The organism is Streptomyces sp. WMMC500 (assembly GCF_027497195.1).
Classification (GTDB): Bacteria; Actinomycetota; Actinomycetes; order Streptomycetales; family Streptomycetaceae; genus Streptomyces.
Map to the genome: position 1 here is coordinate 3,030,719 of NZ_CP114905.1, position 23,073 is coordinate 3,053,791.

Here is a 23,073-nt window from a genome sequence, read left to right on the forward strand (position 1 = left end):
CCCGGGCCTTCCGCGCAGGCCGTACGCCGGAGCCACCCCGCAGGGGCGCCGCCCGCCGCGCTCCCGGCGTCCGCGGCCGTCCGCCGCGGACGCTACCGTGGGCGCGTGCCCGCCGCAGACGTCCTCCGCCGCCGCCTCCTCCGCGTGTTCGTCGCGCTCGCGGTGCTCGGCGGCGTGGGCGCGTACCTGCTGGTCCACCTCAACACCGGCGGCGGGCCCGCACCGCGCTGCGAGGTACGCGGCAAGGGCGGGGACGAGCCGTACGAGCTGGATCCCGAACAGGCCGCGAACGCCGCGACGATAAGCGCCGTGGCGTCCTCCCGGCGGCTGCCGGAGCGCGCGGTGACCATCGCGCTGGCCACGGCCATGCAGGAGTCGGAGCTGCGCAACATCGCGCACGGCGACCGCGATTCGCTCGGGCTGTTCCAACAGCGCCCGTCCCAGGGCTGGGGCACGGAGGAGCAGGTCCTCGACCCGGTGTACTCCAGCGGCAAGTTCTACGCGCACCTGGCCGAGATCCCCGGCTACTCCCGGCTGCCGCTCACCGAGGCCGCGCAGCGCGTCCAGCGCAGCGGCTTCCCGCAGGCGTACGCGAAGCACGAGCCGGCCGCCGCCCTGCTGTCCGCCGCCCTGACCGGCCGCGACGGCGGCGCCTTCACGTGTACGACGGCACAGGGCGACACCCGCTCGGGCGACCCCGCGCTGCTGCGCGCGGCGCTGAAGCGGGAGTTCGGCGCCGGCGTGCTGCCGGAGCCGGGCCCGGACGGCTCCGGCGAGGGGGCCGGGGGCGCGAGCCGGGGCGACGGCGGGCAGGTGCTGGTGCTGCCGGTCGCCGGGGACGGCTCGGGCGGCGGGGCGGACGCGGCGGGCCACGGCTGGGAGCTGGCGCACTGGGCGGTGGCGCAGGCGCCGCGGCTGCGCGTCGCGCAGGTGTCCTTCGCGGGCCGCGAGTGGCGGGCCGAGGACTCGGCCGAGGGCTGGCGGGAGGTCGAGGGCGCGAACGCCGAGGCGGGCGCGGCGTCGGTCCGTATCGTCACCGAGCCGTAGCGCCCGCCGCCCCGTACGGGCGAACCCGGTCAACGCAAAGTGACGGCCGGACCCCTCTCCCCCGGATTTCCCGCTCCTTCCCACGATCCGGCACATCCCCGGTGAGCGCGGGTCCCCGGCCCTCCGGACACCGCTCCGACCGACCTGCTTTGCCCGGTTTTCTGGCGAAGCAGATTATGCGACGCATTACCAACTCTTTACGCGGGACGGCCGCAACCTTCCGGCGCCTCACGCGGTAGTCACAGCGTCCGCACAGCGGGCATGCCCATTCAGTAACCCTCCGTCAAAGGAGCACCATGTCCCACCCCCTGAAGCGCCACTTCGCCCGGGTCGCACTCGTCGTCGCCGCGGGTGCCGCCCCGGTCGTCGGCGCCGCGGGTGCCGCCAGCGCCGTCGAGCTGCCCAGCACGAACGGCCTCAACCCGGTCAGCGCCCTGGAAAGCGGCTCGCTGCCCGCGACCGCCTCCCAGACCGGCACCGAGGTGCTCACCAGCGGCGCCGAGACCGCCGCGCAGATCAGCGAGGGCGCCGGCCCGACCACCGAGAAGGCGCTGTCCTCCCTGCAGGAGACCACCGGCAAGACCGTCGAGCAGGGCAGCACCGCGGTCGGCGACGCCGTCTCGAACGCCCAGCCCGACCTGCCCGTCCCGGGGGGCCTCGTCTGAGCCTGCCCGGCCGGCCCACGAGGCCGCCGGTGGCCCGCGGAGCCGTCCTCCGCGGGCCCGGCGGCTCGCAGCGGCTCACCCGGCGGCGCGAGGCCCCGGGACGGCGCTGCGGCGCCCTCAGCCCCTCAGCCCCTCAGTCCTTCAGCCCCGCAGCGCCGCCAGCCGCTCCACGGCGGCGGCCACGCGCTCGTCCGTGGCCGTGAACGCCACCCGTACGAACCGCTCACCCGCGGCCCCGTAGAACTCGCCGGGCGCCACCGCGATCCCCAGCTTCGCCAGCTCCGCGACCGTGTCCCAGCACGGCTCGTCCCGCGTCGCCCACAGATACAGCGACGCCTCGCTGTGCTCGATCCGGAAGCCCGCCCCCGTCAGCGCCTCGCGCAGCGCGGCCCGGCGGCGGGCGTAGCGCTCACGCTGCTCGGCCACGTGCCGCCCGTCGCCCAGCGCGGCGATCATCGCCTGCTGCACCGGCTTCGGCACCATCATCCCCATGTGCTTGCGCACCGCGACCAGCTCGCGCACCACCGCCGCGTCGCCGCCGGCGAACCCCGCGCGGTAGCCGGCGAGGTTGGAGCGCTTCGACAGCGAGTGCACGGCGAACAGCCCCTCGTACGAGCCCTCGCTCACCGACGGGTGCAGCACGGACACCGGCTCGGTCTCCCAGCCCAGCTCCAGATAGCACTCGTCGGAGGCGACCAGCACCCCGTGCGTACGCGCCCACGCCACCACGCGGCGCAGCTCCGCCGCGTCGAGGGTGCGTCCCGTGGGGTTCGACGGGGTGTTGAGCCAGAGCAGCTTCACCCGGGCCGGGTCGAGGTCGGCGACCGGATCCGCGTACGCCACGGGCTCCGCGCGCGCCGTCAGCGCCCCGATCTCGTACGTCGGATACGCCAGCTCCGGGTACGCCACCTGATCCCCCGGCTCCAGCCCCAGCAGCGTCGGCAGCCAGCCGACCAGCTCCTTGGTGCCGATCGCCGGCAGCACCGCCTCGGACGCGACGGCGGCGCCGAGCCGCTCGCCGAACCACCCGGCGACGGTCTCGCGCAGCGCCGGGGTGCCCCAGGCGAGCGGGTAGCCGGGGCTGTCGGCGGCGTCCGCGAGCGCTGCCCTGACCACCGCGGGCACGGGGTCGACGGGGGTGCCGACGGACAGGTCGACGATGCCGCCCGGGTGGGCGGCGGCAGCGGTCTTGTAGGGCTCCAGCCGGTCCCAGGGGAAGACGGGCAGCCGGGAGGTGACGGGTCGCACGCTCACTGTCCTCGATCGACGCGAGGCCCCCGCCGATCAGCCGGGAGCCGATGGAGCGGGGGCACTGCGCACTGCGGTGGTCGCGGGTGGGGAGTCGCGGGTGTTACTCGTCGTGCTCCTGCGGCGGGAGGGCCGCGACGATCGGGTGGTCCCGCTCGATCAGGCCGAGCTTCGCGGCGCCACCGGGCGAGCCGAGGTCGTCGAAGAACTCGACGTTCACCTTGTAGTAGTCCTTCCACTCCTCCGGAGTGTCGTCCTCGTAGAAGATCGCCTCCACGGGGCAGACCGGCTCGCACGCACCGCAGTCGACGCATTCGTCCGGGTGGATGTACAAGAACCTCTGGCCCTCGTAGATGCAGTCGACGGGGCACTCCTCAATGCAGGCCTTGTCCTTGAGGTCCACACAAGGCTCTGCGATGACGTAGGTCACGCTGTCGTTCCTCCTCGATCAGGCTGGCGGCGCGGGAGCGCGGCGTGTCGATGCCCGCACCTAGTATCTCCGTTCCCGGGCACGGAGCGAACAAGAGGGGCGTGGAGAGCTGTGGAATTCACCACTGGGGCGCGGCTCGAAATCCGTATCACCGCCGCTGACGTGGGAAAACGTGTGTCGGTACGGCGGCTGACGGATGCCCGCGAGACCGACGCGCGGTTCACGGACGCGGTCGGCGTGCTCACATCGTGGGACGCCGGGGAGCTGCGTCTCACGAGGCGGAACGGCCAGGTCGTCCGGATTCCGGAGGCGGCCGTGGTGGCGGCGAAGGTCGTGCCGGCCGCGCCGGCGCGGCGGCGCGGTCCCGCGGCGACGGCGGCGGAGCTGACCCGGGTGGCGGCGCGGGGGTGGCCGCCCGTGGTGAGCGCACGGCTGGGCGACTGGACGCTGCGGGCCTCGGACGGCTTCACGAGCCGGGCGAACTCGGTGCTGCCGCTGGGCGACCCCGGGCTGCCGCTGGACGCGGCGCTGGCGCGGGTGACGCGGTGGTACGGCGAGCGGGGGCTGCCGGCGCTGGTGCAGGTCGCGACCGGCGCGGAGGGCACGGCGGAGCCGCTGGCGGCGGAGCTGGACGCGCGCGGGTGGACGGCGCGGCGGGCGGCGCTGATGCAGGTGGGTGAGCTGGCACCGGTGGCGGACAGGGAGGCGGCGGAGCGGGTGGAGCTGTCCCGTACGACGTCCGCGGCGTGGTTCTCGCTCTACCACCGGGCCGCGGAGCTGACGCCGGCCGCGCGGACGGTGCTGGAGGGCGGCCCGTCGGTGTGGTTCGCGACGGTCCCGGGACCGGACGGCCCCCCGGCGGCGATCGGCCGCTGCGTGGTCGACGGCCGCTGGGCGGGCTTCGCGGCGGTCGAGGTCTCCCCGGCCCACCGCCGCCGCGGCCTGGCCACGGCGGTGATGGCGGCCCTGGCGGCCCGCGCCCGGGAGGAGGGCGCCTCCGCGGCGTACCTCCAGGTGGAACCGGACAACGCCCCGGCCCTGTCCCTCTACGCCACCCTGGGCTTCACCACCCACCACGCCTACCACTACCGCCGCCACCCCACGCCGTAGCGGGCGGTGTGACCGGGGTCCCGGCCGGCACACCGCGGGGTGAGCGGGGTGACTCGCCGGCGCGGAGGCCGGACGCGGGCAGCCCGCCTGTCGCCGGACGGCGACGGACGAGGCCTCGAGGCGCCGCAGGCGCTCTCGCTGGGGCGCCGAAGGCCGAGCCCCCGGCGGGTACCCCCGCCCGCGAGGCGCCGCGGGCGCTCCCCGGCGGTGCGGGGGCCCGGACCTCCGGCCGCCTCCCCGCACGCCCAGGGCCCGCACTGCCCCTCCGGCCCCCGGCCTGCGCGGTACCTCACCGGCCGCTTCGATCCCACCGGTCTCCCCTTGCACGGGACGTCTGCCGCGGGTCGTCGCACAATGGGGGGATGGGTAGGTCCGGAGTCGGTCACCGGGCCCGGTTCGCGGAGGAGGCCCGCGTGCCGCGGCCCGATCTCGCCCTGCTCTGCCTGCTCGTCGCCGCCGAGACCGATCCCGCGCTCGACGAGGGCGGCATCGACGACGTGCAGATCGAGCTGGACGAGCTGGCCGGGCAGTTGCCGTACGCGCCCGGCGGCCCCCGCGCGTGGGCGCGGGCCGCCGCCGAGCTGCTCGGGGAGCGCTACGGGTTCCGCGGGACGCCCGGCGACTACAGCCGGCTGGAGTCGTCCCAACTGCACGAGGTGCTGCGGCGCCGCCGCGGACTGCCGATCATGCTCTCCGTGATCTGGATGGAGGTCGCCCGCCGCGCCGGCGCCCCCGTGTACGGCGTGGCCCTCCCCGGACACTTCGTCGTCGGCTTCGGCCCGCCCCCCGTCGGCCCCGTATCCACCCGCCCCACCGGCCCCGACAACCTCACCGCCCCCCGCGACCCCGCCGCGCCCGCCGCAGGCGACTCCGTGCTGGCCGACCCCTTCGACGGCGGCCGGCTCCTCTCCCCCGCCGACGCCGAGCTGCTCGTCGCCGAGGCCACCGGCGGCGAGCCGCTGTCGGCCGCGATGCTCGTCCCCGCCGACCCCCTCGACATCGTGCGGCGCATCCTCAACAACATCCGCGCCTGGGCCGCCCCCCGCCCCGAGCAGTCCGACGTCCAGCTCGCCGCCGTCGAACTCGCCCTGCTGCTCCCCAGCCACCCCGCCCGGCTGCGCCACGAGCGCGCGCAACTCCTCATCGCCCGCGGCGACTTCGTCACCGGTGCGGCGGAGCTGGAGGAGTACGCCTCGGTGATAGCGGCGATGGAGCCGCAGGCCGCCGACACCCTGCGCCGCCAGGCCCGCGCCGCCCGCGCCCGCCTCAACTGAACGCGGCCCACGGCGAGGGGGCCGGCGCCGGGATCCCCCGGCACCGGCCCCCACGCCGGCCCTCACACCGACGACGTATCCGCTACTCCTTCACCGGAGCCGCGGGCTCGGTGTCCTCCAGGGTCGCCAGGGCCTTGTCCATGATGACCTCCGCGTCGCGCTCCACCGTCGGCTCCTCCGGGAAGTGGCACGCGGTCAGGTGCCCGGCGCGGTTGCCGCCGATCTGCACCAGCGGCGGCTCCTCGCTGGCGCACAGGTCCTGCGCCTTCCAGCACCGCGTACGGAACCGGCACCCCGTCGGCGGGTTGATCGGCGACGGCACGTCGCCCGCCAGCCGGATGCGCTCGCGCGGCGTCTCGTCCTCGTCGTCCGAGAGGGTCGCCTCGGGGACGGCCGAGAGCAGGGCGTGGGTGTACGGGTGCCGCGGCCGGGTGTAGATGTCCTCCCGGTTGCCCGTCTCGACGATCTTCCCGAGGTACATCACCGCGACGCGCTGCGAGAAGTGCCGCACGATCGCCAGGTCGTGCGCGATGAACAGGAACGCGATGCCCATCTCCCGCTGCAGTTCCTGCAGCAGGTTGACGACCTGCGCCTGGATCGACACGTCCAGCGCCGAGACCGGCTCGTCCGCCACGATCAGCTTCGGCTTCAGGGCCAGCGCCCGCGCGACCCCGATGCGCTGCCGCTGGCCGCCGGAGAACTCGTGCGGGAAGCGGTTGTAGTGCTCGGGGTTGAGGCCGACGGTCTCCAGCAGCTCGCGGACCCGCTTCTCCCGGCCGCCGGGCGGGTCGATCCCGTTGACCTCCATCGGGCTGCTGATGATGGTGCCGACGGTCTGCCGCGGGTTCAGCGACGAGTACGGGTCCTGGAAGATCATCTGGATCTCGGACCTGATCGGCGCGAGCTGCTTGCGCTTGGCGTACGTGATGTCCTGGCCGCGGTACGTGATCTTGCCGCCGGTCGGCTCCAGCAGCCGCGTCAGCAGCCGCCCGGTCGTCGACTTGCCGCAGCCGGACTCGCCGACGAGGCCCAGGCTCTCGCCCGCGCGCACCTCCAGGTCGACGCCGTCGACCGCCTGCACCGCGCCGACCTTCCGCTTGATCGGGAAGCCGCCCGTGATCGGGAAGTGCTTGGTGAGCCCTTCCGCGGTGAGCAGCTCCTCGCCCGTCGTGGTCGGGGTGTCGTCCCGGGGGCCGGGGAGGGTGAGTTCTTCGCTCATGGTGGTCAGTCGCTCCCTAGCCCAGCCGGGGCTTGATCTGCTCGATGAAGATGTCCTGCTTCTGCCCGGCGCTCAGGTGGCAGGCGGCCCCGCGGCCCTCGGGCAGCGCCGGCCGGTCCGTACGGCAGGCCGATCCGCCCACGTCGCCCACGAAGCCGCACCGCGGGTGGAACGGGCAGCCCGTCGGCGGGCTCAGCAGGCTGGGCGGGGTGCCCTTGATCGGGGTGAGCGGCACGTCCACGTCCGACGACAGCCGCGGCATGCTGCTCAGCAGGCCCCAGGTGTACGGGTGCTGCGGCCTGCGCAGCACCTCGCGGGTGGTGCCCCGCTCCACGGCGCGGCCCGCGTACATCACCAGGATGTCGTCCGCGACGTTCGCGATGACGCCGAGGTCGTGGGTGATGAAGACGATCGCGGAGCCGAACTCGTTCTGCAGGTCCCGGATCAGGTCGAGGATCTGCGCCTGCACGGTCACGTCGAGCGCGGTGGTCGGCTCGTCGGCGATCAGCAGGTCGGGGTTGCAGACCAGCGCCATCGCGATCATGGCGCGCTGCCGCATCCCGCCGGAGAACTGGTGCGGGTAGTCGTCCGCGCGCAGCTTGGCGTTGGGGATGCCGACCTTGTCGAGCATCTCCACGGCCCGCAGGTGTGCCTCGCGCTTGGAGACGCCCGTGTGCTTGCGGTACGGCTCGGCGATCTGCCGGCCGACCGTGTAGAAGGGCGAGAGCGCGGTCAGCGGATCCTGGAAGATCATCGCCATCTTGTTGCCGCGCAGCCGCTCCAGCTTCCGCTCGGGCGCGCCGATCAGTTCCTCGCCGTCGAGGCTGATCGAGCCCTCGATGTTGGTGAACATCTGGTTGTGCAGGCCCAGCACGGTCAGGTTGGTGACCGACTTGCCGGAGCCGGACTCGCCGACGATGCCCAGGGTCTTGCCGCGCTCGACGTCGAAGGAGAGACCGTCGACGGCCTTGACGACGCCGTCCCCGGTGGTGAACTGCACGCGCAGGTCCTGCACCGAGAGAAAGGCGCCGTCCGCGGACGGGGCGGAACCTTCCGATTCCTTGGTCAGGGTGGTCACTGCTCTTCTCCTAGGACAGACGGATGCGCGGATCGATGAAGGCGTAGGCCGCGTCGACGATGACGTTCATCAGGATGATCATGGTGGACGAGAACAGCAGAATGCCCATGAGCACCGGCAGATCCGCCTTCACCACCGAGTCGATGGAGAGTTGGCCGATACCCGGCAGCGAGAAGGTGACCTCGGTGATGATCGCGCCGCCCAGCAGGGAGCCGAGGTCGATGCCGAAGATCGTGACGACCGGGACCATGGCGCCCCGCCAGGCGTAGCGGAAGAAGACCGTGCGTCCCGACATTCCCTTGGCCTTGGCCGTTCTGACGTGCTCCTCCTGCAACTGCTCGATCATCGTGGACCGCACCATACGGGTGTAGTTCGACGCGAAGATCGTGGAGAGCACGGCCCAGGGGATGATCAGCCCGACCGCCCACTGCCACGGGTTCTCGGTGAACGGGTTGTACACCGGGTCGCCGAAGAGCCCGCTGCTGTACACCAGCGCCCACAGCGCGATCGGGCCGATGAAGTAGATCTGCAGCGAGCCGATGATCAGCGAGCTGCCGCTGACGACCTTGTCGAGCGGCGTGCCGCGCCGCCAGGCGGCGATCATGCCGGCGCCGACGCCGAAGACGAGGAAGACGACGGCCGCGCCGATGGTGAGCGACAGCGTGGTCGGGAAGCGGTCCTGGATGAGGCTGAGGACGTTCTCGTCGTGCACGAAGGAGCGGCCGATGCAGGGCGCCGAGCACTCGCCGGTCGGGAAGGAGCGGCCGGTGAAGATGCCGGCGAGGAAGTTCCCGTACTGGACCCAGACGGGATCGTCGAGACCGAGGGACCTGCGGATCAGCTCCAGGTTCTCCGGCGTGCACTTCTCGCCGCAGGAGATGCGGGCGGGGTCACGCGGAACAGCGAAGAAGAGGAAGAAGCACACCGCGCTGAGGATCAGCAGGATGATCAATGCGCCGATTGTCCGGCGAATCAGGAAACGAAGCATGACTGTGGGCTGCTTTCGAAGGACAAAGCGGCGACGTGGACGGACGGGTGGTGCGCGGGACCCCGCCGATCGGGCGGGGGCCCCGCGCACCGGGGGTGGTGCTACTTCACGAACAGCTTGCGCGGGTCGATGGCACCGATGACGTCGTCGTACTGGACGCCGCCGATGTTCGAGCCGTGGAGCTGGATCTGCTTGTAGTACGTGATCGGGATGTTGGAGATGAGGTCCTTCACCACGTACTCGGAGAGGGTGTTCCACTCCTTGGCCGCCTCGGCCGGGTCCGTGATCTTCTGGATCCGGTCGATCTCCTTGTTGATGTGCGGGTCGTCCGTGTGCGAGTAGTTCGACGAACCGTCCTGGATCTGCCGGCCGTCGTACAGCGGCGGAACCACGGTGCTGGCGGACGGCCAGTCGGCCCCCCACGCGCTCACGTACATGTCGAACTTGTTGTCGACGACGCCGATCTGGTCGTAGTACGTCTCGGCCGCGATCTCCTTGCGCTGGACGTCGAAGCCCGCTTCCTCGAGGGTCTTCTCCATCGTCGGCGAGTAGTTCTGGCCCTCGGGGGTGTTGATGTAGCCCCAGGTCAGCTTGTAACCGGTCTCGCCGGCGTCTTCCAGGATCTTCTTGGCCTTGGCCGGGTCACCCAGCGGCTTCTTCAGCTTGCCGAAGGGGTCGAAGCCCTCCTCGTAGCCGGAGACGGTCGGGCTGATCAGACCGCCGGCCAGCTCCTGGCCCTGCGGGCCGCCGAACGCCTGCTGGTACGGCTGGATGGGCAGCGCGTACGCGATGGCCTCGCGGACCTTCTTGTTCTTCACCCGGTCCATGTTGATGGCCATCTGGGAGACGTACGGCTGGTAGCCGGCCACCGAGCGCTTCTGGGCCGCGGCGTCCTTGTTCAGCTTCGGCAGTGTGGCGGCGTCCACCTGGTTGCTGAAGCTGATCGAGGTCTTGTTCGCACCCTGGTCGGCCATCAGCCGCTCGGACGAGGTCTCGTACTGGATGTTGAACGTGATCTCGTACTTGTCCGGGTAGGCGTTGCGCGTCGAGTCGGTCGCCGGGTCCCAGTGCTCGTTCCTGACCAGCGTCATCGACCGGCCGGTCTTGAAGGACTCGATCATGTACGGGCCCGCGGTCATCGGGTCCTTGTCGTACTTCTCCTGGGTGTCCTTCGCCTCGGAGACCATCGAGTAGCCCGGCATCGCCAGGGCGTACGGGAGGTCCGGCTTCGGCTCCTCGAACTTGAAGACGATGGTCTTGTCGTCCGGCGTCGCCAGGACGGAGTCCGGCAGGTGGTCACCCTTGTACGGGCCGCCGGGCAGCAGGTCGCGGTACTCGGTGCCGGGCACGTTGGCCAGCCACTGCTGGATGAAGACCGGGCCGTCGTTGATGAACTCGGCGAACAGCCGCTCGAAGGTGTGCCGGACGTCCTTGGACGTGATGTCCGTGCCGTCGGCCCACTTGATGTTGTCCTTGAGCGTGTACGTCCAGGTGCGGCCGCCGTCGGAGGGCTTGCCGCTGTCCGTGGCGAGGTCGCCGACGAGGGTCTGCTTGCCCTGGGCGTCGGCCTTGTAGCCGGTCAGCCCGCGGTGGATCAGCCGGGACAGGGAGCCCTCGTCCGAGACGTATATCTGTCCCGGGTCGAGGTGCGCGTAGCTGTCGCGCTGCATGACGTTGATCGTGCCGCCCTCCTGGGCGCCCTGCACCTCGGCGGCGGGGCCGGTGGACGCCTTGGCGTCACCGAACGGGATCTGCGCCTGCTGCTTCTGCGCCTTGTCCTTCTCGTCCTGACCCGAGTCGGTGTTGTCCGAGCCACTGCTGCAACCGCTCAGGGCCAAGGCCCCCGCTGCGAGCGCCGCCACTATGGCGTGCGTTCTGCGTGCACCCCTGATTCTCACTGTCAAACCACCCTGTCTGTCGGTCTTGAGTTGCTGTGTGCGTGTTCACCCGTTGCCACGGCGATCGCACCCTGGCGGCGGTACGAACGTCAGCGCGCGGCCTTCGGATCGAACGCGTCGCGGACGGAGTCCCCCAGCAGGTTGAACGCGACCACGAAGATCACCAAGGCCATGCCGGGGAAGAACATGAACGTGGGAACGGTCTCGACGACCTCCGCGCCCCGGGCGAACATCAGACCCCAGTCGGGGGTCGGGTTCACCAGGCCGACGCCGAGGAACGACAGTCCCGCGGCGCTCGTGACGACGAGCGGCAGCTCGTAGGTTCCCTGCACGAGGATGGGTGTGACCAGGTTCGGCAGCATCTCCTTGCGGATGATGCGCCAGTTCGACGCCCCGCTCACCTTGGCGGCCTCGACGAACTCGCGCTCACGCATCGTCAGCGCGACACCGCGCACGATACGGGCCATGCGCATCCAGTTCAGCGCCGCGAGCACGCCGATCAGCACCGCGACCCGCAACCAGGTCGGCGTCGCGTCCTCGGGAGCGACGAACATCGCGGTGATGACGGGCATGAACGCCACGAAGAACAACTGGCTCGGGAACGCCAGCATCAGGTCGATGAAGCGGCCGATCAGCGTGTCGGTACGGCCGCCGGTGAAGCCGGCGGCCACGCCCAGCAGGACGCCGAAGGTGACCGTCAGGAGCGTCACCGCGACGGCGATGGCCAGCGAGGTCCGGATGCTGTAGATCAGCAGCGTGAAGACGTCGCGGCCGAGGATGGGCTCCACGCCGAACCAGAACTCGCTGCTGATGCCGCCGTTGGGCTTGATCGGGTAGCCCAGGGGATCGAACAGCTCGGGCTTGCCGGTGGCCGAGTTGTACAGAGTGTACGGAGACTTGCCGTACAGCTTCGCGATCAGCGGGGCCGCGATCGCGATCAGCACGAAGAAGCCGACGATGAACGCGGACACGACGCCGGCGCGGTCGCGCTTGAAGCGCTGCCACATCAGTTGACCGGGCGATTTGCCGATGTGTTCGGCAGTCTGTTGCCCACCAGGGCCGGCCGAACCCCGCTCGAGTCCTGCGGGGTCGTACGAAGGCCCTTTTGGTGCCTCCGCCATGGCCGGGACCGGACTGTCCATAGGTGATTGCTCCCGAACCGGGTGTGCCGCAGCGCCCGTGCACGCTGCGGTGGTTGACGGGACTTTCGCAATCGATTCATCCCCCAGTCAAGGGGGTGACGGGGTAAGGCGAGGTGCGCAATGGCTTCTTGAGCGTATGTTTTGCAGATTGAGGTCCGTACGTGCTTGACAGGCCGCCTTAGTGGCCGGCATATCCGACATAATGCAACGAAGGTCGTTAACACGTCGGCAACCCGTCCGTCGCATCACCGATATACGAACGCGCCACTCTGGGGAGCGTACGGCCGTGCGGGTGCCGTCCCCCCGGCCGGGTCCGGCCCTCGCCGGATCCGGCCGGGATCCGGGCCGCCGCCCGCCGCCGTCCGGCCGGTCTTGCCGCGGGTGTTGTCCGGGGCTGCGGAGAGGTGTAGACCTGAATGCCGTGTGGGCCCAAAAGGCGCACGGTTGCGTATCGGGGGTCTTCCGGCGATGGAACAAGGACACATATTGGGGCGCGGCGCACGCGTCTTCGGTGCCGTGTGCTGCGCGCTCCTCGCCCTGCTCTCCCTGCTGTGGATCGGCCGCGACGTCAACGTCGCCGAGAGCCTGCCCGACCTGTGGTGGTCCTGGGCGGGCTCCCCCGACTCCGCCCCCGAGAGCCCCTGGGGCACCTCCCTCTACGACCCCGTCCTCGTCTGCGTGTACGCCGTCGCGGGCGTCACCGCCCTGCACTCCACCGCGGCCGCCGGCGCACTCGGCGCGGCCGGTGCCGTGACGGTCCTGCTGCGCGCCCCCGCCCTGTGGACGCTGACGGCCGACTGGATGCAGAACGTCGACCAGGACCTGCGCAACCGCGCGCTGCTCTCCGCCGGTGTCGCCGTCACCCTCGGCGCGGTGCTGCTCATCTCCGTCGCCGCCGGCCGCCGCCCGCAGGAGGCCACCGGCGCGGACTTCCTGCTGCCCGACGAGCAGCCGCCGCGCCGGCCCGCCCGCGGCGCCGCGGCCACCGGCATGGTCTTCCTCGCCGTCGCCGGGGTGGCGTTCGCGGGGTGGGAGCTGCGTCAGGCCGCCGTCGCCGGCTGGGACGTCTACGGCAAGCGGCTCACCGGCGAGCACACCACGTACGCGCTGCTCCAGCCCCCGGCCGCGTACGGCAAGTGGGCGGTCGCCGCCCTCTGTCTCGTCGCCGCCGTGGCCGCCGCCAGGCGCGCCCCGCTCTCCCGGCCGCTGGGCATGACCGCCGGCGCGTTCGTCCTCGGCTGGGGCGTCGCCGACACCTCCCGGTACCTGGACGAGAAGGTCTTCGAGAACTTCGGCGCCCTGGACACGGAGTTCCAGTTGCTGGCGAGCACGGCGATCGGACTGCTGCTCGCCGGCTTCGTCATCCTCTTCGCGCTCGCCGGCCGCGGGGAGCGCGACCCCCTGGGAGAGCCCCTCTCCCGCTGGCAGGAACCCTCCTCCCCGCCCCCCTGGTAACCCCCGCGCGACTGCCGCGCCACCCCTCCCGGCACCCCTCCCGGCACCTCTCCCGGCACCCTTGCCGCCGCCTCGCGGCGGCCTCCCGCGTGCGACCCCTCCATGCGCCGGTGCGCCGAACGATGCACAGGCACCGATAGTTATGATGCGTGCGCGCGACGGGCATGCATCACGTGGCCCGTCAGACGACCCGACCGCAGGTCCCGGGAGGTGAGCCGCTGTGGCTCTGTCGATCTCGCTAGTGCTACTGCTCGCGATCATCGTCTACTTACTCATCAAGAAAAGTGGTCTGAAGGGCGGGCACGCCGTCGTGTGCATCCTGCTGGGCTTCTACCTCGCCAGCTCCTCCATGGCGCCGACGATCGACGATGTGACACAGAACGTCGCGGGGATGATCGAGAGCATCGACTTCTGACCCGCGGGGCCCCTCCGTCCGCTCGTCTAGGCTTCCTCCATGAGCAGGGAGCTTCCGTCGCGCAGGCTGCTGCTGGTGCACGCGCATCCGGACGACGAGACGATCACCACCGGCGCCACCATGGCCCGGTACGCCGCGGAGGGCGCCCTCGTCACCCTGGTGACGTGCACCCGGGGTGAGGAGGGCGAGATCATTCCGCCCGCCCTCGCCCACCTGGGACCCGAGCGTGACGACACCCTCGGCGCCTACCGGGCCGGCGAACTCGCCGCCGCCATGCGGGCGCTGGGCGTCACCGACCACCGTTTCCTCGGCGGACCCGGGCGGTTCCGCGACTCGGGCATGAGCGGCCTCGACCGGAACGCACGCCCCGGAACCTTCTGGTCCGCCGGCGTCGACGAGGCGGCGGCGCTGCTGGTTCCGGTGCTCCGCGAGGTGCGCCCCCAGGTGCTGGTCACCTACGACCCGGACGGGGGCTACGGGCACCCCGACCACATCCAGGCCCACCGCGTCGCGACGCGCGCGGCGGAGCTGGCCGCGGACGTGACGTACGACGCGGATCCCACGGAACCGTGGGCGGTGGCCCGCATCTACTGGACCTGCGTCGCGCGCACCGCGGCGGAGAAGGGCCTCGCGGAACTGGCCGCGGCGGGCCACCCCTTCCCGGACACCGCGACCGTCGCGGACCTGCCGGGCGTGGTCGACGACGGGGCGGTCACGGCGGCCGTGGACGGGGGCGCGTACGCGGCGGCGAAGGCCCGGGCGATGGCGGCGCACGCGACGCAGATCACCGTGGCCGACGGCTCTTTCGCCCTCTCCAACGGGCTGGGCCAGCCGATCCTGACCACCGAGCGGTTCCGGCTCGCCGGCGGCGCGGGCGCCGCGCGGCGCGAACCGGGCGCGGTGGAAACCGACTTGTTCGCGGAGGTGGCGGCGTGAGCGCCAGGAAGCGGGCCGTGCGCCCCAAGGCCGCCGCGGGCGGCGGCACGGGCGGCAGCGGGACGGGCGGCCAGGCCGGCGGGGGAACTGCCCACAAGGGCACGGCAGACGGGGGCGCGGTGAAGCGCAGCCGGGCGGGGGGCGCCGCCACCGGCTCCCCCGCGCGCCGTCCCGCCGCCCCGCCCCCCGGCAGCGCCCTGGCCCAGCCGATCACGCTGGGGCGCCTGCTCGCATACCTGGCCGCCCTGGTGCTCGGCGCCCTCGTCGGGCTCGCCGGTTCACTCGTGCAGGAGGCGTGGTCACCGGGCGGAATGCTGCTCGCCCTCGCCGCCCTCGGCTCCCTCTGCTACGGCGCCGGGGTGGCCACCGGAGGCCGCGGCGCCGGCTTCACGGCGGGCGGCGGCTGGTTCCTCGCGGTGATCGTCATGTCGCTCAACCGCCCCGAGGGGGACTTCGTGTTCGCCTCCGGACTCGGGCCGCAGATCTTCATCTTCGGTGGGATGCTGATCGCTGTGATCTGCACCACCCTGCCGCGGCTGCTCGCCATGGACGACGCGCAGTCCCGACTCCCCGAGTGACGTGCTCTGTTGGGCCCCGGCGGCGGTCAAGTACGCCTTCGTGCGGGTGCCCGAATGCGGTTGTCGGGCCGCACTGACGGAGCGGACAAGTATGGTGGTGCGCGCCGCCGAGCTGCCCGCGGGTGCCATGACGGGCGGCGGAGCACTACGGGAGACCTGCCGTGAGCCGAGAGAATGACAGTCCGCCATCCGGTCCCGAGGGACGCGGCGACGCCGCGTACCCGCCGGGGACCCCGCCGTACGCGGGACCGGACACGCCGACCGCCAGACCGCCCGCGCCCGCTCCGGGCACGGGGGCGGGCGGGGACGGCGACCCCGGCGTCCCCGCGACCGAGACGACGCTGACGACCCGGATCCGGATCAACATCCCCGGTTCCCGGCCGATCCCGCCCGTCGTGGTGCGCCAGCCCTTCGAGGGCGGGGAGGAGCCCGACACGGCCGGCGGCGCCGGGATCCCCGCGCCGGCCCCCGGCCCGGCGGAGGCCGCGGCGGCGTCCGCGAACGGGCAGGGCGGCGGCGACGACGCCAAGCCGACGACGAGCGACTGGTTCGCGCCCCGCAAGCCGAAGGACCCGGCGCCGTCCCCCGGCGCACCCGGGGGCACGCCGCCGGCGGGGCCGCCCCCGGCGCAGCCCCCGGTGGCGCCGCCCGCGGGCCCCACGGGCACGACGGACGGCTCCGGGATGCAGTTCCCCGCCTTCGCACCGCCCGCCGAGCCGGGCGCTCCGGCGGGCACCCCGCCGGCCGGCGTCCCGCAGGCGCACCCGGCGCCCGGGGACACCGGCTCCGTGGAGGTGCCGGTGAGCGAGAGCGGTCACGGCTTCGCCGGTGACGACCCGGCCAACGCCCTGCCCGTACGCCCCACTCCGGCCGGCGGCACCCCGCGCGCCGGCCTCGGCGGCCCCGGCCCGGCCGGCGCCCGCGGTCCCGGCGGCGTACCCACAGGACCGACGTCCGGCCCCGCCACCGGCAGCATGCCGCTCAAGCCCGCCACCCCCGCCGCCGGCCGCACGCTGCGCGGCTCCGCCGCGCCGCAGTCCCCCACCGGCGGCATGGGCGACACCGCCGTCGGCGGCATCCCCGCGGTGCCGTCGGGCCCGGACCCCACGCCGGCGCACGGCGTGCCGCAGGGCCCCGGGCACACCCCGGCCCACGGCGTACCGCAGGCCGGCCCGCAGATCCCGGGTCCCGGGCACACCCCGGCGCACGGCATGCCGCAGACCGGCCCAGGACCCGAGGGGGCGCGGTATCCGCAGGAGGCCGCGCCCGCACCGGGGTTCGCTCCGGCGGGGCAGCCGCCGCCCCGCGCAGTGCCGCCCCCCGGCCCAGGCCCCGTGCCCCAGCCCGGTGGCGACGGGCCGCCCGTACCGCCGCCCGCCCCGGCCTCGGCCGCCCGCTCCCGCTCCGGGAGCCCGGCCGGCCGGCCCCGCGGCGACCGCAAGAAGCTCGCCGTCATGGCGGGCGCCGGCGTCTTCGGGGTGCTCTGCATCGCGTACGGCGCGGGGCTCGTCCTCAACAACGACGACGTGCCGAAGGGCACGACGGTCCTCGGCGTGGACATCGGCGGCAGCTCGCGCGACCAGGCGGTGGCCAAGCTCGACGCGGCCCTGGAGGAGCGGACGAAGGCGCCGATCGTGCTCCGCGTCGGCGACCAGGAGCAGGAGCTGACGCCGCAGTCGGCCGGCCTCGGCATCGACACGGCGGAGAGCGTCCGCTCGGCGATGGGCAGCGACTACAACCCGGTGTCCGTCATCGGCTCGCTCTTCGGCGGCTCCCGCGAGGTGGACCCGGCGATGGTGGACGACACCGACAAGCTGCGGGCCCAGCTCCAGGAGATCGCCGACGAGGCGGGCGGCGGCAAGGACGGCATGATCCGCTTCGTCAACGGCGAGGCGGTGCCCGTGAAGGGCGAGCCGCACGAGGCCGTGGACGTGGAGAAGTCCATGGGCGCGGTGCAGGAGGCGTTCGACGAGCGTGCGGCCGGAGGTGCGAACGAGCCGGTGACGCTGCCGGTCTCGCAGCAGGAGCCGTCCGTCAGCCAGGCGGAGTTCGACTCGGCGATGAACGGCTTCGCCGAGACCGCCATGTCGGGTTACGTGGCGGTGCAGGCGGGCGACCGCTACATCGAGTTCAGCCCGGAGCGCTCGATCTCCGAGTTCCTGACGATGGAGGCGACGCCGGACGGCAAGCTCGCGCCGAAGTTCGACCTGGAGAAGCTGGAAGCGCTGTACGGCAGCACCTTCGACGGGCTCCTCGTCCAGCGCGGCGACGGCAGCAAGACGGAGATCACGCCGAACGACGTGGCGAGCGCCATGATGGGCCCGCTGCGCGAGACCGACCCGGAGAAGCGGGTGGGGGTCATCGACACGGCGTGACCGCCACCGGCGGACGACGCAGGTGAACGGGCCCCGCGGCGCTGCCGCGGGGCCCGTCGTCGTGGGGGCGCGGGCGTCAGGCGTGGGCGCGTCGCTTGCGGGCCACCACGGCGGCGCCGGCGCCGAGGGCGGCGAGGCTGCCGACGCCGGAGCCGAGCGGGAGCCAGATGTCGGCGCCGGTACGGGAGAGTTGCTCGCCGCCGGCCCGCGCGTCGTCGTGGTCGAAGTCGTACGCGGACGCGGGGATACGCCGCTCGGGCGGCTCGAACCCGTCGTCGCCCTCGCCGGCCGGGCCGTCGGGCGCGGGGCCGGCGGGCGCGGTGGGCGCGGTGGGCGCGGGGTCGGCGGGCGCGGTGGGCGCGGTGGGCGCCGGGGCCTCGGGGGCGGGGCGTTCTGCGGCGGGTGCCGCGCCACCGGGGGCGTCGTCCCCGGAGGGTCCGGCCGCGGGGGCTGCGGCACCGGCCGGTTCGGCACGCGGGCCTTCGCCGGCGGAGACGTCGGCGCCGGAGGCATCGGCCCGGGGGCGTTCGCCCACGGGGATCTCTGCTCCGTTGGCCGCGCCACCCGGGACCTCACCCACGGGGAGGGCCGGCTCGGCGACCTCGGCAACCGGGCCGGTGCTCCCGGCACCGGCGTCCGGCGCACCCTCACCCCGGCCGCCCGGAGTCCCGGTGACGGTCCCCTTGCCCTCGCCGTCGTCATCCGGGACCGCGGCCTCGACCGCCGTCTCGACCGCGGCCAGCTCCGCCTCCAACTCCGCTTCCGAAGCCGCCTCTTCGGCCTCAACCGCCTCAGCGGCGACCTCCGCAACGCCCGCGACCTCCGCGACCTCCGTGACCTCCGCGACCTCCGTGACCTCCGCGACCGTCGACTCCGCCCCCGACTCGCCCTCCCCGCCCTCCGGGCCCCCGGTCGCCGCGAAGCCGCCCCCCGCCGCCCGCACCGCGTGCGTGCCCCCGTCGGCCGGCGCCGCGTGGGCCTGCGGGAGGGCGCCCGCGAGGGCCAGCGCGGCGACGGACAGCGCCCCGCTCAGCGCGCGGAGCCGGCGGCGTGACGAACGCTTCATGGTGGGTGTCCCTCTACTCGGTGACGGGGCATCGGCAACCGACGCCCACCATGGCTATCACCGATACGTGATAAACCGACTAAAAGGACTTCCCTCCCCGCGAGAGATTCGCCCCGTCGGCCTACCCGGCCGCCCCCGGCGCCGCCTCGTCCGCCCACTCCGCCGCGAAGTGGCAGGCGGACGGATGGACCACCGCCCCCTCCGCCTCCCGGAACCACGGCGGCACGTCCAGCGCCGGGTCCTTCTCCGCACACACCGGCTGCGCCTTCCAGCACCGCGTCCGGAACCGGCACCCCGACGGCGGGTTCGCCGGCGACGGCACGTCGCCGCTCAGCAGGACCCGCTCCCGCGTCTCCCGCCCCTCCGGGTCCGGCACCGGCACCGCCGAGAGCAGCGCCTGCGTGTACGGGTGGGTGGCGTGCTCGTAGATCGCCTCGTCGGAGCCGGACTCCACGATCCGGCCCAAATACATCACGCCGACCCGGTCGGAGATGTGCCGGACCACGGACAGGTCGTGCGCGATGAAGATGTACGACAGCCGGAACTCGTTCTGCAGCCGCTCCAGCAGGTTCACCACCTGGGCCTGCACGGAGACGTCGAGCGCCGAGACCGGTTCGTCCGCGACGATGATCTCCGGCCGCAGCGCGAGCCCGCGGGCGATCCCGATCCGCTGCCGCTGCCCGCCGGAGAACTGGTGCGGGTAGCGGTTGATGTGCTCGGGGTTGAGCCCGACGACGTCCAGCAGCTCCTGAACGCGCCCCCGCCGGCTGCCCTTCGGCGCCACCTCGGGGTGGATGTCGTACGGCTCGCCGACGATGTCGCCCACGGTCATCCGCGGGTTGAGCGAGGTGTACGGGTCCTGGAAGACCATCTGGATGTTGCGCCGCACGGCCCTGAGCGCGCGCCCGGACAGCCGGGTGATGTCCTCGCCCTTGTACCGGATCCGGCCGGCCGTGGGCCGCTCCAGGTTGACCAGCATCTTGGCGATGGTCGACTTGCCGCAGCCGGACTCGCCGACGATGCCGAGGGTTTCGCCCCGCAGCAGGTCGAAGGAGACGCCGTCGACGGCCTGTACGGCCCCGATCTGCTTGCGGAAGACGATGCCCTGCGTGAGCGGGAAGTGCTTGACGAGGTCGCGCACTTCGAGGATGGTCTCGCCGACCGGCGCGTCCGGCCGGGCCTCGGTCACCTCGGGGCTGGTCATACAGCGGCCCCTCGTGGCAGCTCACGGCAGGTCATGCAACTGGTCCTTCCAGAAGTGGCACGCGCTGCCCCGCCCGGCGAGCGGGCGGCCCTCGTCGTCCGTCACCTCGTACAGCGGCGGGCGGTCCGTCCGGCAGACGTCCTGGGCGCGGGGGCAGCGGGGGTTGAAGGGGCAGCCCGGGGGGATGGCGAGGAGGCTGGGCGGGGTGCCGCGGATGGCGCTCAGCTCCTGGCCCTTCTGGTCCAGTCGCGGGATGGAGTCCAGCAGCCCGCGCGTGTACGGGTGCGCCGGCGCCTTGTACAGGTCGTGCACCGGCGCCGTCTCCATGATCCGGCCCGCGTACATCACCGCGATCTTGTCGGCGACGTCCGCGACCACCCCCAGGTCGTGGGTGATGAGGATGAGCCCCATCCCCGTCTCCTCGCGCAACTCCGCCAGCAGGTCCATCACCTGCGCCTGCACCGTCACGTCGAGCGCCGTCGTCGGCTCGTCCGCGATGATCAGCTCGGGCCCGAGCGCCAGCGCCATCGCGATCATGATCCGCTGCCGCATGCCGCCCGAGAACTGGTGCGGATAGTCGTTGACGCGCTGCCGGGCGGCCGGAATCCGTACGCGCTCCATCAGCTCGATCGACCTGGCCTTCGCCTCCGACCCGCTGGCGCCGCGGTGCACGCGGAACATCTCGCCGAGCTGGAAGCCCACGCTCAGCACGGGGTTGAGCGACGACAGCGCGTCCTGGAAGATCATCGCCATCCGCTCGCCGCGCACCCTGCGCCGCGCCTCGCGGCCCAGCGTCAGCAGGTCCTCGCCCTGGAAGAGCACCTGCCCGCCGGTGACGAATCCGGGCGGCGAGTCGAGGATGCCCATCACGGCCTGCGCGGTCACGGACTTGCCCGAGCCGGACTCGCCGAGCACCGCCAGCGTCTCGCCCGCGGCCACGCTGTACGAGACGCCGTTGACGGCGTTCGCCACCCCCTCCCGGGTGCGGAACTCCACCTGCAGGTCGCGGACGTCGAGCAGCTCGGTCACGGGCACCTCACCTGAGCTTCGGGTCGAGCGCGTCGCGGACCGCGTCGCCGAGCATGATGAACGCCAGCACGGTCAGGCTCAGCGCCCCGGCCGGCCAGAGCAGGGCGTGCGGCGCGTTGCGGATCTGCTGCGAGGCGGTGGAGATGTCGCCGCCCCAGGAGATGGTCGGCGGCTTCAGGCCGACGCCGAGGAACGACAGGGTCGCCTCCAGCGCCACGTACGTACCGAGGGCGATGGTGGCGACGACGATGATCGGCGCGACGGCGTTGGGCAGCACGTGCCGCAGCATGATGCGGCGGGTGGAGGCGCCGAGGGTGCGGGCGGCCTGGACGTAGTCGTTCTGCTTGGCCGTGATCACCGAGCCGCGCGCGATCCGCGCCACCTGCGGCCAGCCCAGGAGCACGATCAGCCCGATCACCGGCCAGACGGAGCCGCTCTCGATGACGGAGAGGAAGACCAGGCCGCCGAGCAGGATCGGAATGCCGAAGAACACCTCGGTGAGCCGGGAGAGGATCGCGTCGCCCCAGCCGCCGAAGTAGCCGGCGAGGCCGCCGAGTACGGTGCCGAGGGCGGCGGCACCGAGGGTGGCCAGGGTGCAGACGGTCAGGGAGGCGCGGGCGCCGTAGACGGTGCGGTTGTAGACGTCGCAGCCCTGGCTGTCGAAGCCGAAGGGGTGGCCGGACTCGGCGCCGAGGTTGCGCTTGGCGATGTCGCAGTCGTACGGGCTGCCGGTGGCCACCACGCCGGGCCACAGGGAGATGAAGATCAGGAAGAGGATCAGCAGGCCGGCGACGACGAAGACGGGGTTGCGGACCAGGTCCTGCCAGGCGTCGGACCACAGGCTGCGGGCCGGCTGGTCCGTTCCGGCGGCGCCGCCGGCCTCGGCCTGGAGGACGTCGCTGCCGGGCAGCGACTCCGCTTCCTGGGTCCCGAAGTCGGCCCGCTGCTTCTCCTCGTAGCGCTCAGGCATAGCGGATCCGGGGGTCGAGGACCGCGTAGAGCACGTCCACCACCAGGTTCGCCAGCAGATAGACGATGACCAGTACGGTCACGAAGCCGACGACCGTCGGCGCGTTCTGCCGCAGCACGCCCTGCCAGAGCTGGTAGCCGACGCCCTGGATGTTGAAGATCCGCTCGGTGACGATCGCACCGCCCATGAGGTTGCCGATGTCGATGCCGAGGAAGGTCACCACGGGGATGAGGGAGTTGCGCAGCAGGTGGCGGACCGTGATGCGGCGGCGCGGCAGGCCCTTGGCGACGGCGGTGCGGATGTAGTCGGCGCGGGCGTTCTCGGCCACGGAGGTACGGGTCAGCCGCGTGGTGTACGCCAGCGACACCAGCGCCAGCACCACCGCCGGCAGGATCAGCTCGTCCCAGGGCGCCTCGGAGGAGACCGCGGGCGTGACCCAGCCCCACTTGACGCCGAGCAGGTACTGCAGCACGTAGCCGGTGACGAACGTCGGGATGGAGATGACGACGAGCGTGGCGAAGAGCACCCCGGTGTCCACGGCCCGGCCGCGCCTGAGCCCGGAGACCACCCCGAGGGTGATGCCGATGATCATCTCGAAGAGCACGGCGAGGAGGGCGAGCCGCACGGTGATCGGCCAGGCGCTGCGCATCAGGTCCAGCACCGGCTGGCCGTTGAACGCCTGGCCGAAGTCGCCGGTGAAGATGTTGCCCATGTAGAGCAGGTATTGCTGCCACAGCGGCTTGTCGAGGTTGAGGTCCCTGCGGATCTGCGCCGCGGTCGCGGGGTCGGGCGCCCGGTCGCCGAACAGGGCGGTGACCGGGTCGCCGAGCGCGTAGACCATGAAGAAGATGAGGAACGTGGTGCCGACGAACACGGGGATCATCTGCAGCAGGCGGCGGATCACGTAGCGGCCCATGGGCGCCCCTCCTCTCTCGTGTGTCGGCTC

General features: G+C 72.8%; 21 protein-coding genes. 9 read left to right on the top strand and 12 right to left on the bottom strand.

Features of this window, described 5'->3' with window-relative positions:
- The first annotated feature begins 105 nt into the window (after positions 1 to 105).
- Positions 106 to 1,047: a heavy metal transporter gene (locus O7599_RS12515; protein WP_281622225.1), complete on the top strand. Its 942-nt coding sequence runs from the start codon at positions 106 to 108 to the stop codon at positions 1,045 to 1,047.
- Positions 1,048 to 1,343: 296 nt separating this feature from the next.
- Positions 1,344 to 1,712: a hypothetical protein gene (locus tag O7599_RS12520; protein WP_281622226.1), complete on the top strand. Its 369-nt coding sequence runs from the start codon at positions 1,344 to 1,346 to the stop codon at positions 1,710 to 1,712.
- Between the two features lie 141 nt (positions 1,713 to 1,853).
- Here the strand turns inward: O7599_RS12520 and dapC are convergent, their stop codons facing one another.
- Positions 1,854 to 2,960 (bottom strand): succinyldiaminopimelate transaminase, encoded by a 1,107-nt coding sequence (gene dapC / locus O7599_RS12525; protein ID WP_281622227.1) that lies wholly within the window; start codon positions 2,958 to 2,960, stop codon positions 1,854 to 1,856.
- Positions 2,961 to 3,063: 103 nt separating this feature from the next.
- Entirely contained in the window at positions 3,064 to 3,390 is a 327-nt protein-coding gene (gene fdxA, locus O7599_RS12530) for a ferredoxin (protein ID WP_281622228.1), read from the bottom strand.
- A gap of 111 nt (positions 3,391 to 3,501) precedes the next feature.
- Here fdxA and O7599_RS12535 point away from each other — a divergent pair, with 111 nt between their 5' ends.
- Both O7599_RS12535 and O7599_RS12540 read left to right on the top strand, forming a co-directional pair.
- Entirely contained in the window at positions 3,502 to 4,500 is a 999-nt protein-coding gene (locus O7599_RS12535; RefSeq protein ID WP_281622229.1) for a GNAT family N-acetyltransferase, read from the top strand.
- A 362-nt stretch (positions 4,501 to 4,862) separates the two neighbouring features.
- Entirely contained in the window at positions 4,863 to 5,774 is a 912-nt protein-coding gene (locus O7599_RS12540) for a transglutaminase-like domain-containing protein (RefSeq protein ID WP_281622230.1), read from the top strand.
- Between the two features lie 82 nt (positions 5,775 to 5,856).
- Here O7599_RS12540 and O7599_RS12545 read toward each other — a convergent pair whose 3' ends face one another.
- The 5 genes from O7599_RS12545 to O7599_RS12565 all read right to left on the bottom strand — a co-directional run bounded on the left by O7599_RS12545 (position 5,857) and on the right by O7599_RS12565 (position 12,078).
- Positions 5,857 to 6,993, bottom strand: coding sequence for a dipeptide ABC transporter ATP-binding protein (locus O7599_RS12545; protein WP_281622231.1), 1,137 nt, complete (start codon positions 6,991 to 6,993; stop codon positions 5,857 to 5,859).
- Positions 6,994 to 7,009: 16 nt separating this feature from the next.
- Entirely contained in the window at positions 7,010 to 8,071 is a 1,062-nt protein-coding gene (locus tag O7599_RS12550) for an ABC transporter ATP-binding protein (RefSeq protein ID WP_281622232.1), read from the bottom strand.
- Between the two features lie 10 nt (positions 8,072 to 8,081).
- Positions 8,082 to 9,059, bottom strand: coding sequence for an ABC transporter permease (locus tag O7599_RS12555; RefSeq protein WP_281622233.1), 978 nt, complete (start codon positions 9,057 to 9,059; stop codon positions 8,082 to 8,084).
- A 101-nt stretch (positions 9,060 to 9,160) separates the two neighbouring features.
- A complete protein-coding gene (locus tag O7599_RS12560; protein ID WP_281622234.1) occupies positions 9,161 to 10,921 on the bottom strand; it encodes an ABC transporter substrate-binding protein in 1,761 nt (586 codons plus the stop codon).
- A gap of 125 nt (positions 10,922 to 11,046) precedes the next feature.
- Positions 11,047 to 12,078: an ABC transporter permease gene (locus O7599_RS12565; protein WP_281622235.1), complete on the bottom strand. Its 1,032-nt coding sequence runs from the start codon at positions 12,076 to 12,078 to the stop codon at positions 11,047 to 11,049.
- A gap of 507 nt (positions 12,079 to 12,585) precedes the next feature.
- On the opposite strand from O7599_RS12565, the gene O7599_RS12570 reads away from it, so the two are divergent.
- The 5 genes from O7599_RS12570 to O7599_RS12590 all read left to right on the top strand — a co-directional run bounded on the left by O7599_RS12570 (position 12,586) and on the right by O7599_RS12590 (position 17,858).
- Entirely contained in the window at positions 12,586 to 13,554 is a 969-nt protein-coding gene (locus O7599_RS12570; protein ID WP_281622236.1) for a hypothetical protein, read from the top strand.
- A gap of 220 nt (positions 13,555 to 13,774) precedes the next feature.
- Positions 13,775 to 13,969, top strand: coding sequence for a hypothetical protein (locus O7599_RS12575; protein WP_101421759.1), 195 nt, complete (start codon positions 13,775 to 13,777; stop codon positions 13,967 to 13,969).
- Positions 13,970 to 14,008: 39 nt separating this feature from the next.
- Positions 14,009 to 14,905: an N-acetyl-1-D-myo-inositol-2-amino-2-deoxy-alpha-D-glucopyranoside deacetylase gene (gene mshB, locus O7599_RS12580; protein WP_281622237.1), complete on the top strand. Its 897-nt coding sequence runs from the start codon at positions 14,009 to 14,011 to the stop codon at positions 14,903 to 14,905.
- Complete coding sequence (locus tag O7599_RS12585) at positions 14,902 to 15,483, top strand: DUF6113 family protein (RefSeq protein WP_281622238.1); 582 nt, start codon at positions 14,902 to 14,904, stop codon at positions 15,481 to 15,483. Before mshB ends, O7599_RS12585 begins: the two co-directional genes overlap by 4 nt.
- Positions 15,484 to 15,644: 161 nt before the next feature.
- The gene (locus tag O7599_RS12590) at positions 15,645 to 17,858 is read left to right on the top strand and encodes a hypothetical protein (RefSeq protein ID WP_281622239.1); all 2,214 of its coding nucleotides are present in this window, start codon (positions 15,645 to 15,647) and stop codon (positions 17,856 to 17,858) included.
- A 76-nt stretch (positions 17,859 to 17,934) separates the two neighbouring features.
- Here O7599_RS12590 and O7599_RS12595 read toward each other — a convergent pair whose 3' ends face one another.
- From O7599_RS12595 to O7599_RS12615, 5 genes are all read right to left on the bottom strand, one after another.
- A complete protein-coding gene (locus tag O7599_RS12595; RefSeq protein ID WP_281622240.1) occupies positions 17,935 to 18,924 on the bottom strand; it encodes a hypothetical protein in 990 nt (329 codons plus the stop codon).
- A gap of 121 nt (positions 18,925 to 19,045) precedes the next feature.
- Positions 19,046 to 20,128, bottom strand: a complete 1,083-nt coding sequence (locus tag O7599_RS12600; RefSeq protein ID WP_281622241.1) for a dipeptide ABC transporter ATP-binding protein — start codon at positions 20,126 to 20,128, stop codon at positions 19,046 to 19,048.
- Between the two features lie 21 nt (positions 20,129 to 20,149).
- Positions 20,150 to 21,157, bottom strand: coding sequence for an ABC transporter ATP-binding protein (locus O7599_RS12605; protein ID WP_281622242.1), 1,008 nt, complete (start codon positions 21,155 to 21,157; stop codon positions 20,150 to 20,152).
- A 7-nt stretch (positions 21,158 to 21,164) separates the two neighbouring features.
- The gene (locus O7599_RS12610; protein WP_281622243.1) at positions 21,165 to 22,127 is read right to left on the bottom strand and encodes an ABC transporter permease; all 963 of its coding nucleotides are present in this window, start codon (positions 22,125 to 22,127) and stop codon (positions 21,165 to 21,167) included.
- On the bottom strand, positions 22,120 to 23,043 hold the full coding sequence (locus tag O7599_RS12615; RefSeq protein ID WP_281622244.1) for an ABC transporter permease: 924 nt from the start codon (positions 23,041 to 23,043) through the stop codon (positions 22,120 to 22,122). The genes O7599_RS12610 and O7599_RS12615 overlap by 8 nt, the downstream gene beginning before the upstream one ends.
- Between the last annotated feature and the right edge of the window lie 30 nt (positions 23,044 to 23,073).